Annotated in this window: 20 protein-coding genes; 10 read left to right on the forward strand and 10 right to left on the reverse strand. The window is 68.0% G+C overall.

The genetic code is table 11. The features are described 5' to 3' along the window. The first annotated feature begins 4 nt into the window (after positions 1-4). A complete protein-coding gene (locus tag L687_RS33720) occupies positions 5-859 on the forward strand; it encodes a fumarylacetoacetate hydrolase family protein (protein ID WP_021200241.1) in 855 nt (284 codons plus the stop codon). A 94-nt stretch (positions 860-953) separates the two neighbouring features. Here L687_RS33720 and L687_RS33725 read toward each other — a convergent pair whose 3' ends face one another. Both L687_RS33725 and L687_RS33730 read right to left on the reverse strand, forming a co-directional pair. Beyond that, on the reverse strand, positions 954-1,802 hold the full coding sequence (locus L687_RS33725) for an SMP-30/gluconolactonase/LRE family protein (protein WP_021200242.1): 849 nt from the start codon (positions 1,800-1,802) through the stop codon (positions 954-956). After that, positions 1,799-2,650, reverse strand: coding sequence for a hypothetical protein (locus tag L687_RS33730; RefSeq protein WP_021200243.1), 852 nt, complete (start codon positions 2,648-2,650; stop codon positions 1,799-1,801). Before L687_RS33730 ends, L687_RS33725 begins: the two co-directional genes overlap by 4 nt. A 58-nt stretch (positions 2,651-2,708) precedes the next feature. Between L687_RS33730 and L687_RS33735 the strand changes: the two genes are divergently transcribed. Continuing rightward, positions 2,709-3,071, forward strand: a complete 363-nt coding sequence (locus L687_RS33735) for a nuclear transport factor 2 family protein (protein WP_021200244.1) — start codon at positions 2,709-2,711, stop codon at positions 3,069-3,071. 4 nt (positions 3,072-3,075) lie between these two features. Here the strand turns inward: L687_RS33735 and L687_RS33740 are convergent, their stop codons facing one another. The 3 genes from L687_RS33740 to L687_RS33750 form a co-directional block, all read right to left on the reverse strand. After that, positions 3,076-3,513, reverse strand: coding sequence for a VOC family protein (locus L687_RS33740; RefSeq protein ID WP_021200245.1), 438 nt, complete (start codon positions 3,511-3,513; stop codon positions 3,076-3,078). 38 nt (positions 3,514-3,551) lie between these two features. After that, positions 3,552-3,902 carry a TraR/DksA family transcriptional regulator gene (locus tag L687_RS33745; protein WP_021200246.1) on the reverse strand — a complete coding sequence of 117 codons (351 nt, stop codon included), beginning with the start codon at positions 3,900-3,902 and terminating at the stop codon, positions 3,552-3,554. 179 nt (positions 3,903-4,081) lie between these two features. Next, positions 4,082-6,628 (reverse strand): MMPL family transporter, encoded by a 2,547-nt coding sequence (locus L687_RS33750; protein ID WP_021200247.1) that lies wholly within the window; start codon positions 6,626-6,628, stop codon positions 4,082-4,084. A 69-nt stretch (positions 6,629-6,697) separates the two neighbouring features. On the opposite strand from L687_RS33750, the gene L687_RS33755 reads away from it, so the two are divergent. After that, positions 6,698-7,270, forward strand: a complete 573-nt coding sequence (locus L687_RS33755; protein ID WP_021200248.1) for a TetR/AcrR family transcriptional regulator — start codon at positions 6,698-6,700, stop codon at positions 7,268-7,270. Between the two features lie 22 nt (positions 7,271-7,292). Here L687_RS33755 and L687_RS42815 read toward each other — a convergent pair whose 3' ends face one another. Next, the gene (locus tag L687_RS42815; RefSeq protein ID WP_021200249.1) at positions 7,293-7,448 is read right to left on the reverse strand and encodes a hypothetical protein; all 156 of its coding nucleotides are present in this window, start codon (positions 7,446-7,448) and stop codon (positions 7,293-7,295) included. Further along, complete coding sequence (gene purL / locus L687_RS33760) at positions 7,445-9,778, reverse strand: phosphoribosylformylglycinamidine synthase subunit PurL (RefSeq protein WP_021200250.1); 2,334 nt, start codon at positions 9,776-9,778, stop codon at positions 7,445-7,447. The genes L687_RS42815 and purL overlap by 4 nt, the downstream gene beginning before the upstream one ends. A gap of 195 nt (positions 9,779-9,973) precedes the next feature. Here purL and L687_RS33765 point away from each other — a divergent pair, with 195 nt between their 5' ends. The 6 genes from L687_RS33765 (at position 9,974) to L687_RS33785 (ending at position 13,598) form a co-directional block, all read left to right on the forward strand. Further along, positions 9,974-10,312, forward strand: a complete 339-nt coding sequence (locus tag L687_RS33765; RefSeq protein ID WP_021200251.1) for a hypothetical protein — start codon at positions 9,974-9,976, stop codon at positions 10,310-10,312. 317 nt (positions 10,313-10,629) lie between these two features. Beyond that, positions 10,630-11,826, forward strand: coding sequence for a MalY/PatB family protein (locus L687_RS33770; protein ID WP_021200252.1), 1,197 nt, complete (start codon positions 10,630-10,632; stop codon positions 11,824-11,826). A 96-nt stretch (positions 11,827-11,922) separates the two neighbouring features. Beyond that, positions 11,923-12,153 (forward strand): DUF2188 domain-containing protein, encoded by a 231-nt coding sequence (locus L687_RS33775; protein WP_021200253.1) that lies wholly within the window; start codon positions 11,923-11,925, stop codon positions 12,151-12,153. A 5-nt stretch (positions 12,154-12,158) separates the two neighbouring features. Continuing rightward, positions 12,159-12,920, forward strand: coding sequence for a 3-keto-5-aminohexanoate cleavage protein (locus tag L687_RS33780; RefSeq protein ID WP_235045232.1), 762 nt, complete (start codon positions 12,159-12,161; stop codon positions 12,918-12,920). A 35-nt stretch (positions 12,921-12,955) separates the two neighbouring features. Next, positions 12,956-13,114 (forward strand): hypothetical protein, encoded by a 159-nt coding sequence (locus L687_RS42820; RefSeq protein ID WP_021200255.1) that lies wholly within the window; start codon positions 12,956-12,958, stop codon positions 13,112-13,114. A gap of 37 nt (positions 13,115-13,151) precedes the next feature. Further along, entirely contained in the window at positions 13,152-13,598 is a 447-nt protein-coding gene (locus tag L687_RS33785) for an NUDIX domain-containing protein (RefSeq protein WP_021200256.1), read from the forward strand. A 9-nt stretch (positions 13,599-13,607) separates the two neighbouring features. On the opposite strand, the gene L687_RS33790 is transcribed toward L687_RS33785, so the two are convergent. Further along, positions 13,608-14,351: an ArsR/SmtB family transcription factor gene (locus tag L687_RS33790; RefSeq protein ID WP_200861068.1), complete on the reverse strand. Its 744-nt coding sequence runs from the start codon at positions 14,349-14,351 to the stop codon at positions 13,608-13,610. 12 nt (positions 14,352-14,363) lie between these two features. On the opposite strand from L687_RS33790, the gene L687_RS33795 reads away from it, so the two are divergent. After that, the gene (locus L687_RS33795) at positions 14,364-14,969 is read left to right on the forward strand and encodes a flavin reductase family protein (protein ID WP_021200258.1); all 606 of its coding nucleotides are present in this window, start codon (positions 14,364-14,366) and stop codon (positions 14,967-14,969) included. A 52-nt stretch (positions 14,970-15,021) separates the two neighbouring features. Here the strand turns inward: L687_RS33795 and L687_RS33800 are convergent, their stop codons facing one another. Beyond that, on the reverse strand, positions 15,022-15,402 hold the full coding sequence (locus L687_RS33800; protein ID WP_021200259.1) for a VOC family protein: 381 nt from the start codon (positions 15,400-15,402) through the stop codon (positions 15,022-15,024). A gap of 468 nt (positions 15,403-15,870) precedes the next feature. Then, positions 15,871-16,704 carry a hypothetical protein gene (locus tag L687_RS41900; protein WP_152525903.1) on the reverse strand — a complete coding sequence of 278 codons (834 nt, stop codon included), beginning with the start codon at positions 16,702-16,704 and terminating at the stop codon, positions 15,871-15,873. Between the last annotated feature and the right edge of the window lie 138 nt (positions 16,705-16,842).

Here is a 16,842-nt window from a genome sequence, read left to right on the forward strand (position 1 = left end):
CGACGTGGAACTCCTGCGACTCGGCCCCACCGGCCACGAACGCCCCTACGTCCGTGAGGGCGACGTCGTCTACGACCTCGCGCCCCTCACCACTGAGATCGACGGCGCCTTCCTCGCCGCTGACGGCATCGCTCGCGTGCGCGAAGCCCTCGGCCGCGGCGAGCTCCCCACCGCCGATGTCGACGGTCTGCGCTTCGGCGCCCCGGTCGCCCGCCCGACCGCGGTGGTCTGCGTCGGCCAGAACTACGCAGCCCACGCGGCCGAGTCCGGATCGGAGCCGCCCGAGCATCCGGTGATCTTCTTCAAGCACCCGAACACGGTCGTCGGGCCGAATGACGTCGTGCTGCTGCCACCCGGTGCCGAGAAGGTCGACTGGGAGGTCGAGCTGGCGATCGTGATCGGCAAGGCGGCGCGCTACCTGTCGTCACCGGAGGCCGCACGCGATGTCATCGCCGGCTACACGATCTCGAACGATGTCTCGGAGCGCGCGTACCAGCTCGACGTCTCGGGCGGACAGTGGTCGAAGGGCAAGTGCTCCGAGACGTTCAACCCGCTCGGGCCGGCGCTCGTCCCCGCCGACGAGCTCGATCCGCAGGCGCTGCGGCTGCGGTCCTTCGTGAACGGCGAGCCGCGGCAGGACTCCTCGACTGCCGACATGATCTTCTCCGTGCTGCACATCGTGCACGAGCTGAGCCACTACCTGGTGCTCGAGCCCGGCGACGTGATCAACACCGGCACCCCGCAGGGCGTCGCGCTGTCGGGCAGGTTCCCGTACCTGCAGGACGGCGATGAGATGACCATCGAGATCGAGGGGCTGGGACGCCAGCACCAGCGCACCGAGCGGGTTCACCTGCGCTGACCTGCGTCATCCACCCGGCGGCCTGTGTCCGGGGCACGGTTCCTTTCGCTGAGTGCACCGTGCCTCGGGCAGAGGCCGTCGGTTTTGCGGGGTCTCAGCCGGCGAACGGCGTGACGGGCATGCCGCGCACGCCCGGTCGCACGGCGAAGAGCGAACCTGCCTCGGTGCCGTGGTCGGGCGAGAGGTCCTGTGCCGACGTCGTGATGTAGAGCGTGCCGAGGTCGTCGTCACCGAACGTGCAGGCGGTCACCTTCGGCACCGGCAGCTCGATGCGCGCGATCACGGCGCCGGTCGCGTCGTAACCGTGCACAGCGCTCCCGTCCCACAGGGCCACCCAGACGCTGCCGTCGGATGCCACGGTGAGCCCGTCCGGCATTCCCTGCCCCTCGGGGAAGCGCACGAAGGCGCGGCGTCCTCGCAGCTCCCCCTCGACCACATCGAACACGTCGACGCGATGGGTCAGGGTGTCGACGTAGTAGGCCCGCCTGCCGTCGGGAGAGAAGCCGATGCCGTTCGACACCGTCGTCTGCGGCAGCACCGTCGTCACCGACAGGGAGGCATCGATTCGCAGGACGGTTCCGGCATCCGCTGTCGCGTCGTAGGCCATCGATCCGGCCAGCAGGCGACCGCGGGGGTCGCAGCACCCGTCGTTCATGCGCACACGGGGGTCGTCGCCCAGCCCGGCGACGGCCCTGGTCCCGCCGTCGACGTCATCCGCGAGATAGAGCGTGCGGGCGCCGACGGCCACGAGCCCTCCGCCGGAACGGGGGCGGGCGAAGGCGAGGTACTCGTCGTCGATGTGCTGGCGGGTCACGCCGTCGGGGCGCAGCGTGAGCAGGTCGCCCGCGGTCCCGTCGACCCAGCGCAGTCCACCCCAGCCCGGCCACCAGACGGGGCCTTCGGCATGGTGCGCGACGGGTCCGGTGATGTTCTCCGGGGTCATGCGTCTTCGCGCGGCAGCGTCCGCGGTGGTGCCGGGCGCAGGGGATCGGTGATCGGCAACGGCTGGGCCTCCGCCGCGGGGGCGGGGGCCGCATCGGTCGATGCGTCGGTGGAGGTGCTCGCCTGGGCCGGCAGCTCCCGGGCCACCTGCTTCTCGAGTACCGTGACCGCATCGTCGGAGAGCAGGATGAGCCCATCGAGCTCTTCGCGCACACGCTTGTACGCGACGTTGCGCTCGGCCTGCGTCGCCGATTCGTCCACCGCGACCTTCAGGAGCTGCTGTGCGCGTTCGAGTCTCTTGCGCTCCGGCTCGGTGAAGGTGGAGTCGCGCAGACGCCGGGCATCCTTCTCGGCGATCTCGAACGCGACCGCGTAGTCGCCGACGGCCTGCAGGTACTCGGTGACCTGCTGCTCGGACACCTTGGCGTCGGCAGAGGAGGGACGCAACGCATCCGCCGTCTTCTTCGCGCGCAGGAACGCGGCGGTCAGGGGCTGGCGCCCGTCGCTCATGGCGGGGAAGGCGATGAGCTTCGCGACGTCGAGTTCGTAGTCGAGCCAGCGGGCGGTGATCTCATCGTGCTCGGTGAAAAGGCGTGCGACCAGATCGTTCGGCGCGACGGATGCCGTGGTGTCGACGACCGAGGGTCCGCGGCGCTTGGCCTGCTGGGTCAGCGCGCGCGCCTCGATCTCGGCGGTCTTCAGCTGCGCCTTGACCTTGAGCGTCTCGAGGCGTCGCTCGTGACGGCGCTTGGAGCCCCGCTCCCACGCCTTCGCGGCCCCGCCGGCCATTCCCATGATCGGGAAGATGAGCCACCAGAAGTTGCCCGCCCACTGGAAGAACTCTTGCATGATGCGTTCAGCCTACTTCTCGGCGGGCTCCCCGAGAGGGCGGCGGTACCGTTTACGCATGTGGGATGACGACGCGGACCGGTATGCCGTCGTGGTCGCTGCCGAAATCGCGCTCCTCTCCTCGGAGGTACGGACCGACGCAGACCGGGTACAGGCCCTGCTCGCCCCCGATTTCGCGGAGATCGGGGCATCGGGGCGGCGATGGCTGCGGACGGAAACCGTCGTCGAGCTTTCGAACGAGGACAGCAGGGCCGTACCCGAGACCGCGGATTGGCTCTTCAACGAGCTGTCCCCCGGCATCGTCCTCGTGAACTATCGTCTGATCGCCGAGGGGCGGGAGAGCCGACGGTCATCGATCTGGCAGCTGTCCGATTCCGGGCCCGTTCTGCGCTTTCATCAGGGGACGGTCATCCCCGGGTGACGGGTCAGCTCTTCGTGAGGTCCTGCGCGAACATCACCAGGATCCCGCTCGGGCCTCGGAGGTACGTGAGCTTGTACACGTCCTGGTAGTTCGCGACGCCGCGGAGCGGGTGGTAGCCGTGGCGGGCGGCGATCGCGAGCGACTCGTCGATGTCGTCGACCGAGAAGGCGATCCGGTGCATGCCGATCTCGTTCGGCAGGGTCGGTTCGGTTTGGATCGCGTCGGGGTGGATGTACTCGAACAGCTCGATCTGGCCGCGTCCGTCCGGAGTCTGCAGTACCGCGATCTTGGCGTGGTTGCCGTCGAGCCCGACCGCGGTCGCCGCCCACTCTCCGCTGACCTCGTCGCGGCCGAGCACCGTGAGGCCCAGGTCGGTGAAGAAGGAGATGGTGGCTTCCAGATCGCGGACGGCGATGCCGACGTTCTCGAGTGTGATGGGCATGGGTGGGATGCTACTCGCGATCGGCCCTCGCGTCAGGGCTACCGTCCGAGCTTCTCGGCGCAGGAGACGCAGTACTCCGCGAAGGGGCGGGCTTCGAGGCGGCCGGCCGGGATCGGTCTTCCGCAGTTCGCGCAGAGGCCGTAGGTGCCGGCATCCAGCCGCGCCAGCGCCTCGTCGACCTGGTGCAGCTCGGATGCTGCTGCCTCGGCGAGCCCGGTCAGGCGAGACCACTCCGACGACAGGGTGACGCCCTCGGGGTCGTGCTCGTCGTCGTCGTTCGAGCCCGCACGGTCGTGGGTGAGTTCATCGAGGGTCGCCGCCGTCGCCCGCACCCGCGCCTCGGCCTGGGCGCGCAGCGCGAGCAGTCGTTCCCGGGCGTCGGCGGTCATGCGCCCACTCTAGGCATGGCCGCTGACGTCGGGGTCGTGCTCCGTGCGGGGCACTGTGTCGGGGCTCCCTGTCGGGGCACCTTGTCGGGCGGAGAACTCCGTGTCGGGCGGAAGCTTCGCCCCGAACCCTCCTCCCGACACGGAGAACTCCGCCGGGCGAGGTGTCTCCGAGATCCCGATCAGGCGGATGTCTCCCGCGTCGGCACCGAGTCGGTCGTGGTCGGAACGGCCACGGCCTTCATGCCAGGGTGGTCGCGTTCGAGCGCCGCTCCCTCCATGTCGACGTTCGGCAGGATGCGGTCGAGCCAGCGCGGCAGCCACCAGGCCGAGCGTCCGAGCAGGTGCATGAGCGCGGGCATCAGCAGCATGCGCACCACGAACGCGTCGAGCAGCACGCCGAACGCGAGACCGAAGCCGATGGAGCGGATGATCGTCGACTCCGAGAAGATGAACCCGCCGAACACCGACACCATGATGAGGGCGGCGGCGATCACGACCGAGCGGCCGGCGCGGAAGCCCTGGGCGACGGCATCCCGCGCCGAGGCGCCGTGCACGTACGCCTCGCGCATGCCGGAGGCGAGGAACAGCTGGTAGTCCATCGCGAGTCCGAACAGGATGCCGACGAGGATCACGGGAAGGAAGCTGAGGATCGGCCCGGTGCTGTGCAGTCCGATGATCTCGGCGCCCCAGCCGAACTGGAACACCGCCACGATCAGGCCGTACGTCGCGAAGAGCGACAGCACGAACCCGCCGGTTGCGATGATGGGCACGAGCAGCGACCGGAACACCACGATCATGATGAGCAGCGAGAGCCCGACCACGACCACGAGGTAGAGCGGCAGGACTCCGGCCAGCGCCTCGGAGATGTCGATGTTGATCGCGGCCTGTCCGGCGACGCCCAGAGTGATGCCGTCGCCGATCGCGGGCATCGAGCGCAGGTCCTGCACGAGCTTCTCGGTCGAGGCGCTGTTCGGTCCCTCCTTCGGCACGACCTGGAACGCGAGCAGCGTGTTGTCGTCGGACGTCGCGATCGGCGCGACGGCCACCACGTCGTCCTGGTCGGCGATGGCCTGGGCGATCGTGACCTGCGTGGAGAGCAGGTCGTCGTCGCTGACGGCATCGTCGAGGGTCGCGGTGACCAGCAGCGGTCCGTTCGCGCCCTCGCCGAACTGCTCGTCGACGGTCTGGAACGCGCGGTAGCTGGTCGAGTCGCTCGGTTCGCTCGATCCGTCGGGCAGCCCGAGGCGCATCGACATGGCGGGGATGGCGATGATCAGCAGGGCGACCACGCTCACGAGCGCGGTGACGACGGCGCGGAGGGTCGACATGCGCTTCACGGGCTTGCCTGCCGCGTGCTCCTGGCCGATCGTTCCCCGCGCTCGTCGGCTGAGCAGGCGCGTGCCGACGAGGCCGAGGATGGCGGGGGCGAGGGTGATCGCGACGAGCACGGCCACCGCGACGCAGACCGCGCCGACTGTGCCCATGAGGCCGAGGAAGGGCACGCCGGTCACGTTGAGGGCGAGCAGTGCGACGATCACGGTCGTGCCGGCGAACACGACGGCCGTGCCGGAGGTGCCCGTGGCGAGGCCGATGGATTCACGCACCGGCACCCCGGCGAGCAGCTGTTTGCGGTGTCTGTTGACGATGAACAGCGAGTAGTCGATGCCGACCGCGAGCCCGAGCATCACACCCAGCACCGGGGTCACCGAGGCCATGTTCACCACGCCGGAGAAGGCGAGGGATGCCGTGACGCCGACGCCCACACCCACGATGGCGGTGACGATCGGGAGGGCGGCGGCGATGAGGGAGCCGAGCATCACGATGAGGACGATCGCCGCGAATGCGAGGCCGACCGCCTCGCCGATGCCGAAGATCTCCGGGACGCCCTGTGCGATGTCGGTGCCGAAGTCGACCTCGACACCGTCGACGGGGGAAGATGCGAAGTGGTCGATCGCGCCCTGCTTCACCTCTTCGGAGAGTTCGAGGCGCGGGTCGACGAACGAGATGTTGACGATGGCGGTCGATCCGTCTTCGGAGACCACGCCGATGCCGTCGGCCAGATCGAGGAGGGTCGAGCCCAGCTCCACCTGATCGGCGTTGTCGTCGAGGGTGATGCGCGACTGGTCGAGCTCGGCGTTCTGGGCCGCGACCTGCGCCAGCTGGGCGTTCACCGCGGCGATCTGCGCGTCGAGGGCGGCGAGCTGTGCGGACCCGGCACCGGACTGCTCGGCCTGGGTGCGGGCCGCCGTGAGCTGTGTGAGCCCGGCTTCGAGCTGCGCGCGTCCGTCGTCGAGCTGGGTCTGGGCGGCATCCAGCTGCGCGCGGCCGTCGGTGATCTGGGTCTGGCCGTCGGCGAGCTGCTGCGCCTGCTCGTCCTGCTGCTTCTGCGCGTCGAACGGATCGATCACCCCGGCGACGCCGTCGAGATCCTCGGCGCTCGCGGCGAGGTCGGAGATCTCCTTCTTCTGGTCGTCGGTGAACGGAGACCCGTCTTCGGTCCGGTAGACCACCGTGCCGGTGCCGCCGGCCGTGTCGGGCAGCTTGTCGGCGAGCTCGTCGGTGACCGCGCCCGAGGCGGTGCCGGGGATGTCGAAGCTGTTGCTCAGCGTGCCGCCGAGGGTCAGGAAGGCTCCCACGCCGATACCGAGGATCAGGACCCACGAGACGATCACCGTCCACGCCTTGCGTGCAGCGAACGAACCCAGACGGTACAGCAGTGATGCCACAGTGGTCTCCTTCAGACTCGAAGATCATACGGCACGTCTCGTCTAGAGATCTGTGGCTATCCTGAATCCATGGTCAACGAGCACCGGAGCGGGCCCGTGCGCAGCACGGCGGCGCGCGAGGCGATCCTCGATGCGACCTCCCGACTGTTCCATGCGCAGGGGTACGACCGGCTCACGATCGAGGGCATCGCGAAGGAAGCCGGGGTCGGCAAGCAGACGATCTACCGCTGGTGGCCGTCGCGCGGCGCGCTGATCGCCGACTGTCTCGTGGACGGACGTCTCATCCCGGTGGACTTCGTCGTGCCCGACACGGGCGACCTGTTCGCCGACGTCGAGACGTGGTTGCAGTCGGTCTTCACGATCCTCGCGAGCGCGCAGGGTCAGGCTCTGCTGCAGTCGCTGGTCGCGGCTGCCGCCGAAGATGCTGCGGTCGGTGCGCACCTCGGTGGAAGCCTGGGCGTCGAGCAGCACCTGTCTGAGCGCTTGAGGGGCGGGATCCGCGACGGTCAGTTGCCGGAAGATGCACCGATCGCGCAGATCGGTCGGGCGATCCTCGGCGCGATCATCGTGGAGTCGCTCGGACGGGAGAGCCACGGACCCGACGGGATCATCGAGCTGACGAGGTACCTCTTCACCCGCTGAGCGGCAGGTGCTGTCCCGTGTCTCAGCCGAGGAGCAGGGTCAGCACGGTCGCGCCGCCACCGCCGAGGATGAGCGCGATGATGACGGTCCAGGCGACGATGCGGATGCGCCGGTTGCGCTTCTCGCCGAGGTCGCCGTAGTCCTCGTCGTTCGGGTTCTGGCGGCTGACCTCGCTCATGCGCTGACCTGCTCCGTGACGGTCGGGCCGAAGTACGACGGGAGGGTGGCCTGCGAGCGCTCACGCAGCTCGGCGGCCGACACGGTGAAGACGCCCTGCACCTCGAGCTTCGCGCCCTCGCTGTCGGTCACGCCGATGCGCATCACCGGGTAGTCGCGTCCTTCGCAGAGGCCGCGGAACTTCACGTCATCCTCACGGGGCACGGTCACGATCACGCGGCCGGTCGACTCGGAGAACAGGGCGGTTGCGGCGTCCACTCCGTCGCGCTCGATGATCTCGTTCAACCAGACGCGAGCTCCGACGCCGAAGCGCATGACGCCCTCGGCGAGCGCCTGCGCGAGGCCTCCCTCGGAGAGGTCGTGCGCCGAGGAGATCAGCCATTCGTCGCGGGCTGCCGACAGCAGACCGGCGAGGCGCTTCTCGCCCGCGAGGTCGACCTTCGGGGGCAGACCGCCCAGGTGCTGGTGCACGACCTCTGCCCATGCCGAGCCGGAGAGCTCGGTCGAGGTGGTGCCGAGCAGGTAGATGTTCTGGCCCTCGTCCTGCCATCCGGAGGGGATGCGGCGCGAGACGTCGTCGATGATGCCGAGCACGCCGACCAGCGGGGTCGGGTGGATCGGCACGTCGCCGGTCTGGTTGTAGAACGAGACGTTGCCGCCGGTGACCGGGGTGCCCAGCTCGTAGCAGCCGTCGGCCAGGCCGTCGACCGTCTGGCCGAACTGCCACATGACCTCGGGGTTCTCGGGAGAGCCGAAGTTCAGGCAGTCGGTGATCGCGGTCGGCACGGCGCCGGTGACGGCGACGTTGCGGTACGCCTCGGCCAGGGCCAGCTGTGCGCCCGCGTACGGGTCGAGCTGGCAGTAGCGGCCGTTGGCATCGGTCGAGACCGCGAAGCCGAGACCCGATTCCTCGTCGACGCGGATCATGCCGGCGTCGTCGGGGAACGAGAGGGCCGTGTTGCCGAGCACGTAGTAGTCGTACTGGTTGGTGATCCAGCTCGTGTCTGCGAGGTTCGGTGAGGCGACGAGGTTCAGGAACTGCTCGCGCAGCGTCTCCGGGTCGGTCGCGCGGGGCAGGTTCTCGGCGGCATCCGCCTGGAGGGCGTCGATCCACGTCGGGTAGGCGACCGGGCGGTCGTAGACGGGGCCGTCGACCGCGACCGTCGAGGGGTCGACGTCGACGATGCGCTCGCCCTGCCAGTCGATGATGAGGCGTCCGTCACCGGTGACCTCGCCGAGCACGGAGGTCTCGACCTCCCACTTGTTCACGACCTCGAGGAAGGCATCGAGCTTCTCGGGCGCGACGATCGCCATCATGCGCTCCTGCGACTCCGACATGAGGATCTCCTCGGCCGTGAGCGTGGGGTCGCGCAGCAGCACGTTGTCGAGCGAGACCTTCATGCCGCTGTTGCCGTTGGCCGCGAGCTCGCTGGTCGCGCACGAGATGCCGGCGGCACCGAGGTCCTGGATCGCCTCGACGAGCTCGCCGCGGTACAGCTCGAGGCAGCACTCGATGAGCACCTTCTCGGCGAACGGGTCGCCCACCTGCACCGCGGGGCGCTTGGTCGGGCCGGTCGAGTCGAAGGAGTCGGACGCGAGGATGCTCGCGCCGCCGATGCCGTCGCCACCCGTGCGCGCACCGAACAGGACGACCTTGTTGCCGACGCCGGTCGCGTTCGCGAGCTTGAGGTCTTCATGACGCAGCACGCCCACCGCGAGGGCGTTCACGAGCGGGTTGGCCTGGTAGACGGCGTCGAAGACCGTCTCGCCGCCGATGTTCGGGAGTCCCAGGCAGTTGCCGTAGAAGCTGATGCCGCTGGTCACGCCGTGCACGACGCGGGCGGTGTCGGGGTGGTCGACTGCACCGAAGCGCAGGGCGTCCATGACTGCGACCGGGCGGGCGCCCATCGAGATGATGTCGCGGACGATGCCGCCGACGCCGGTCGCCGCACCCTGGAAGGGCTCGATGAACGACGGGTGGTTGTGCGACTCGGCCTTGAAGGTGACGGCCCAGCCCTCGCCGACGTCGACGACGCCCGCGTTCTGGCCCATGCCCACCATCAGGCGTTCCTTCATCTCGTCGCTGACCTTCTGGCCGAAGCGGCGCAGGTAGTTCTTCGACGACTTGTAGGAGCAGTGCTCGCTCCACATGACGGAGTACATCGCCAGCTCGCCCGAGGTCGGGCGGCGTCCGAGGATCTCCTTGATGCGCGCGTACTCGTCGGGCTTGAGTCCGAGGGCCGCGTACGGCTGCTCCTTCTCGGGCGTCGCGATCGCGTTCTCGACGGAGTCGGGGACGTGCTGGTGGGAAGGTGCAGGGGCGGTGGTCACGCGCACTCCAAAGGAAGGGGCCGGCGGGGCAGGTCCAGTCTACCGGCGTGGGTGGGGCCGCTCTTCCGCGGGATGCGGAGTCAGAGTCGGTCGATGAGGACGGCGGCGATGTCTCTCCGCGTGTGAAGCACGCGGTGCACTCGTACAGCATCAGGGTCGTCGGTGTAGAAGACGAGGCACGGGTCACAGTTCGGCGTGCACGAGGGTGTCCCCGGCTTCGACAAGATCGTGTTCGGGCAGCTCGATTCCCCCGCGGGCATCCGCCTGATGGCCTACGACATCCCGGGCCAGGATGACCAGGACCCGGCGGCGACGGCCGGGACCACGCGCCGTGAGAACGGAGCGACCATCACCGACCGCACCTTCTTCCAGTCGCTGCGGGCAGACTCCCCCGACGAGGTCCAGGGGTACTGGGACGGGCTCTCCGAGGGCGCGACAATCGTCGAGCCGTTGGCCGCGTCGGCGTGGTCGTCCGGCTTCGGCATGCTCACCGACCGCTTCGGCGTGACCTGGGTGCTCGACGTCGCCGGTTGAGCCTCGGTTCCGGACACTGTCCCGGGAGTCGCGTGCACAACTCAGGAGAAGTTCTGCAGATTCGACTCTGGGAGGGGATTCGAGCCATCTGCGGGGCGAGTCTCCGGAGTTGTTCACGCCCCGGCCGGGGCACCGTCGGCTGGCCGTCTCTCGGCGGGGCCCGGAATCGCGTCACGGATGGAAACGCGAAATGCGACGGCGCAGCGGTGTCCGTAGATTGGTCGGAGCCGTTGCGAATGGAGTCCCCGTGTCCGAGATCCGCGTCCTGCACGCGTCCTGTATCGACGCCGTCGGCTGAGCCGGCGGGCACCCAGATCATGACCACGGACCGTTCCTCGCAACCGTCGCATCCCTTCGATGCGCGCACCCGTCTCTTCCTCGATCGGCCGCAGAGTCGCAAGTGGAGTCTGCATCCCGGTCGCATCGGGGCATGGGTGGCGGAGATGGATTTCGGGGTCGCTCCCGAGATCGCCGAGGCACTGCATCGCGCGATCGACGACGAGAATCTCGGCTACCTCTCCCCTCCGCAGGCCGCGGAGCTGGGGGAGGCGACGGCCGAGTGGATGCAGGATGAGTACGGCTGGGCGGTCGACCCCGAGCGTGTGCATCCGGTCTCGGACGTGATGGCGGCGCTCGGTGTCGCGGTGCAGGAGTATGCGCCCGCGGGGTCGCCCGTGATCGTGCCGACTCCGGCGTACATGCCGTTCCTGACATACCTGCCGGCGATCGGGCATCCGGTGATCGAGGTCCCCGGCGTCGAGATCGACGGGCGCTGGCAGCACGATCTGCAGCGCATCGACGAGGCGTTCGCTGCAGGGGCGCGGACGCTCGTGCTCTGCAATCCGCACAACCCGACCGGCACGATCGTCGGACGTGAGGAGCTGGAGGCGATCGCCGAGATCGTCGAGCGGCACGGCGGGCGGGTTTTCGCGGACGAGATCCACGCGCCGCTGCGTTACGACGGTGCGCCGTTCGTGCCCTACGCGTCGGTGTCGGCGGCGACGGCCGCGCACACGGTCACGGGGACGAGCGCGTCGAAGGCGTGGAACATCCCGGGGCTGAAGACTGCGCAGCTGATCACCTCGAACGATGCCGACCAGCAGCTGTACAAGCGGTTCGGGTTCGCGGTGCAGCATGGCGCGGCGACCCTTGGCGTGGTGGCCTCGACGGCGGCGTATCGGGCGGGAAAGCCGTGGCTGACGGAGGTGATCGCGTACCTCGACGGATCGCGGCACGAGCTCGCGCGGCTGGTGGACGAGCATCTTCCCGGGGCTGTGTATCGCGTGCCCGAGGCGACGTACATCGGGTGGATCGACACCTCCGCGCTGGGGATCCCTGAGCCGCCAGCCGAGTTCTTTCGTGAGCGGGCCGGGGTCGTGCTGACCGAGGGGCGGCTGCTCGGGCGTGGCGCCGAGGGTCATGTTCGGGTGGTCTTCGCGACACCGCGTCCGATCCTCGAAGAGGCGTTCGTGGCGATGGGTGATGCCGTGCGCCTGGCGGGTCTCACGGTCTGAGCCGGGGGTGCTCGGGCGGCGCCGTGGATGCTGTCAAGCCCCTCTGTCGTGTCGGTGGTCTCACGTAGAAAGGGATACGAGAGAAGGGATCCCGCCATGGCTGCAGGCGACATCGAGACGTTCCACCGCAACGGCATCTGGTTCAACCGCATCGAAGGGGAATCGCAGACGTTGGGGAGCAGTTTCGAGAGTGAAGCCGAGGCGGTCAAGGTCGGTCGCAGCGCGGCGGTCGCACGTCAGGTCGAGCACACGGTGCGGACGGAAGAGGGCCCGTCGGCCGACTCCTCCGCGTACGACCTGCACCCGCGCGAGTTGATCGGCCGATGACGGTGGTGTCGGACTCAGACCCTCCTGCCCGGTCTGCGCGTCGGATGCAGTTGCAGGTATGTGTCAACGGCGCCCGTGATGCGGTCGAGCACCCGTGGCTGAGCGCGGATGCCTCGGTCGTGGCCGACGACGCCGCGCGTGCGGTGGCTGCGGGAGCGCAGGAGGTGCACGTGCACCCGAAGGATGCGGCGGGTCGTGACAGTCTCGCCGCCGATGATGTCGCGCGGTGGGTGCGGGCGGTGCGGACCGCGATTCCCGGTGCGCCGGTCGGCGTGACCACGGGGGCGTGGGCCGAGCCCGATGTCGCGCGTCGTCTCGCCGCGATCGAGTCGTGGACGGAGCTGCCCGATCACGCATCGGTCAATTGGCACGAGGCCGGTGCCGACGAGGTGGCCGCCCTGCTGCTGAAGCGTGGAGTCGCGGTCGAGGCCGGTCTGTGGGACGCGGCCGGTTTCGAGGTGTGGAAACGTTCGCCGGTGAGAGGTGAGTGCCTACGGGTGCTGATCGAGCTTCCCGATGAACCGACCGAGCTGCTGCGCGACCACGCCGAGGGGATGATCGCGCACGTCGAGCTCGAAGAGCCCGACCTGCCGGTTCTGCTCCATGGCGAAGAGGGGTCGACCTGGCCGGTGTTCGACCTCGCGGTCGAGCTCGGGCTGGCGTCGCGCATCGGGTTGGAAGACACTCTGCTGCTCCCCGACGGTGCGCCCGCGCCCGGGAACGCCGCGCTGGTGCGGGCGGCCGTGGCGCGGATGCGGGGAGTCTGACCGGGCAGGTGCACGGGGTGCGGCATCCTGGGGCGATGTTCTCCGACTCGCTCGTACCCTTCATCCTCATGAACCTCGCGTACATCCTCATCGGGATCCTCGTCTCCTGGCTGGTGATCTATTCGGCCGTGCGCGCGGCGCTGACATCGCACCGTCAGGCGATGGCGAGAGACGGGCGGCCCGGTCAGGTGTGACCGGAGAGCGTCGAGCACCGCCACCTAGACTCCCGCCATGCCGTTCTCCGACTACGTCCAGTCCATCCGCGCGCGGATCGGTCATGATCTTCTGCTGCTGCCGGGTGTGACCGCGGTGATCCGCGAGGGCGATCGTTTCCTTCTCGCGCGCGCGGCGAGTTCGGAGCAATGGGGTCTGATCGGTGGTGGGGTCGAGCCGGGGGAGGATCCGGACGAGGCGATCGCCCGAGAGGTGCAGGAGGAGATCGGCGCCCGCATCCGCGTCACGGGGATCGTCGGCGCCTTCGGTGGCGAATCGCTCGTCGTGACGTATCCGAACGGGGATCGCGTGTCGTACGTGTCGACTGCGTTCGCGTGCGAACTGCTTGATCCGCCTGTGCCCGATCAAGACGAGGTCGTCGAGGTCGGATGGTTTACGCGCGCCGAAGTCGCCGAGCTGCCGCATCCGCTCTGGGTCGACCGGATGTTGGCCGGGGCCCACTAGGGCGTGCCGTCAGAAGCGGTCTGTCGGAAGCAGGTCCGCGAGACCTTCCCGTCCCGCGGCGGTGAGCCGCACCGCGCGGGTGCTGGATGGAACGTGTTCGATCCATGCCTTGTTCTTGAACGTCGCGAGGAGCATGTCCGCGGCGAGCCCGGCCAGGTGTTCGCGGCGTTCGGTCCAGTCGAGGCACGGACGGGTGAGAGTGCGCTTCGGATGCTTCGGCAGGTCGATGCCGAGCGACGTCAGCCAGGCTAGTCCCGGCGGGGTGAGTGAGAAATCCGACTCGATCAAGCCCTTCGCGTGCATACCGTCGGTGAGTGCGATGCCGAGTCTGCCCGCGAGGTGGCGGTAACAGGTACGAGCCTCCCTGATGGCGTGGTCACGGTGTTGGGCGTCGAGTGACTGCTTGGCAGGCCGGACGCGACCGGAGAATGCTGCGAGCGACTCGACCAGTTCAGCGGCGGGGGTGCCGGCGAGCCGGAGGTAGCGGTGCCGTCCCTGCCGCATCTCCTCGACCAGCCCGGCGTCCAGCAGCCTGTCGGCGTGCTCGCTCGCTGACGACCGAGCGATGTCGGCGGTCTTGGACAGTTCAGTGAGCGTCCATGCCCTTCCATCGAGCATCAGGAGCAGCATCGACGCGCGGGCGTCGTTGGCGAAGACGGCGGCCGTCGCCGCCAGTTCCGGACTACTCGTTCCTTTCATCGCAAGAACTTTATCGCCGGCATTGTTCGGTCCAGCCCGAAACGTTCCCGCCACAGACTGGACCTCATGAACCCGACTCTGGCAATCGAACCCTCCGTGTTCTACTTCGGGACTCCCGTCGCCCTGCTCAGCACGCTGATGCCGGGAGACGAAACAGCGAACATCACTCCCATCTCCTCAGCCTGGGCTCTGGATGACACCTATGTCTTGGGGTTGAGCAATTCGGGCCGGGCGATGCGCAATCTCCGCGAGAACGGTGAGCTGGTCATCAACCTGCCCGACGCCGCGCTGTGGGAGTCGATCGAGAGGATCGCCGACACCACCGGGGTTGCCGAAGTCCCGCGCCACAAGCGGGAGAAGTACAGGTATGAGCCGGACAAGTGGACGCTCGGCAGATTCACTCCACGGCCGAGCGGGGTGGTTCTGCCCCCGCGGATCGCCGAATGCCCCGTTCAGATGGAGGCCCGGGTCACGAACATGACGCCGTTGGGTGAGGACGGAGACGCCACCATCGTCCACGCGAAGGTCCTGCGCACGCACGTGCATCAGGCGCTGACGGTGCCGGGAACCTCGCACATCGACCTAAACGCCTGGAACCCGGTGTATTACACGTTCCGGCACTACTTCTCGCAAGGCGAGAGGGTCGGGGTCAGCTTTCGCGCGGAACAGTGAATCGTTCGGTCCGGAACGTGCGACAGGTCGCGCGGATGGCCCGAGGCCCGATTCAACGTCTGCCGCCCCAGCCCGACCAGTCGGGCCGGTCGACGATGCAGAAGCGGTTGCCTTCGGGATCTTCCATGATCACGTAGTCGGCGTCGGCCGGGCGGCCGTCCCAGTGCACCTCGCGTGCGCCCAGGTCGAGGAGCCGTCGCACTTCGGCGCTCTGGTCCTCCGCGTAGATGTCGAGGTGGATGCGCGGAGGCAGTATGCGCTCGGAGTGGTGGGCGTCGAGGGCGATGCAGGGAGCGTCGGCGTCGCGCGGCTTCAACACCACCCAGTCGTCGTCCGCCGGATCACGTTCGACGTAGTCCAGGGCTGCCTTCCAGAACGCGGACTGCGCAGGGAGGTCGTTCACGCGGATCACGACCGACACGAGCTTCAGCATGGAGCGAGTGTATGACCGCTGGAGGGTTGTTCCGCCCAGTGATCGATAGGCGAGATGTCACGCCGCAGGTCGCGACCAGCTGCCGAACGCCACCTCTCGAGTGTGACGAGATGGCGCCCGACGTCTGGGCGAGTGTCACACACGCCTGTCTCGTGAATGTGAGGACCGCTCGCTGCTCAGGGCGACAAGCAAGAGCGAGGACGCGACGATTGCTGTCGTTGCCATGACTGCGCTCCACGATCCGCTGATGGTGACAGCAGGCGATCCGTTCACATCTACGTACCCTTCGAAGCGGGCGATCCAGGGGACCGTAATCGTGATGCTGTTCGCGAATGCGTAGCTTGCGAACGACAACCCGGCGATGACCACAAGCCCGATGGAGGTGCAGAGGGAGCACGCCATCACGAAGATGCGGTCACCCGTGAAGAGCCGCTTGGGAGACATCAGGAATCCCTCATTACTGTTGCGCTACCGCACGCACCTGGCGGTGAAGCCGTTCCGGGTGGAGAGCTCGGGGTACTTTCCCTGGGCGCGACAGGTGTTCCACCAACTGATGACAATCCAAGTGGCGACTCCAAGGGCTGCTGCTGCGACCACGATCGCTGCCGCCGCTGTGATGACGATGACGACGACAGGAAGCGGATCGGCGACGATCGGATACGAGATGCCGCTCAGGCTCTTGTGTGCGACGGTCTGGGTCAGGACGTTCCCTTGAACGGAGTACTGAGTCGGGAGGCTCCTTCCGCTCGAGTCGCGAGCCCAGGCTGGTTCGAAGATGACGACTGTCTTTCCGGTCGAGTCGACGATCCGGGCGCCGCCGTCTGCAGTCTCCTCCAGGCGGTTCTCGGGCGGCATTGTGAGCCCGTAGTCAAAGCGTTCGGGTGCTGCGTCGTTCGCGATGACGGTGAGGAGCTGAGCCCCGCCGTCTACGGGGATGACGGCATTCGCACTATCCATCGTGGAGGGATAGGCCACTCCGCCTTTCGGAAGGTCCTCGCCGGCGATGGCTGCGTCCGCGTGCGGGAGGTCGATGCCAAGAACGAAGCTCCCTGTCGAAATCTGTACGCCATCTGTGGCGTCGTTCGAAACCTCGACACTGACGCCGACCTGAGCTGTCTTGCCATCTTGCCCATCTTTGATCTCAGAAGGAGCGAAGTCGCGGACCAGGCCGCCTTCCATGTGCTCCAGAGCAGCGGCGATCTCGTGCCCTGCTGTCGTCTGGTCTCCATCGTGCGCGGCATCCGCCCACGATGCTGTGGCGGGAAGGGCGATAGCTCCGAGGGCTAATGCAGATGCGGTCACTGCGGATATGAAAAGCCGTTTGCGCTCGTGGGGCCGCATGCGTGTAGTGCGGAAACTCGGGCCCATGGGGTCCTCCTGACTTCTATGTCGACGACTTGAAGCTGATACAAGCACACATATGAGGACGATAGTGATATA

Source organism: Microbacterium maritypicum MF109 (assembly GCF_000455825.1).
In the GTDB taxonomy this organism is placed as follows: domain Bacteria; phylum Actinomycetota; class Actinomycetes; order Actinomycetales; family Microbacteriaceae; genus Microbacterium; species Microbacterium maritypicum_A.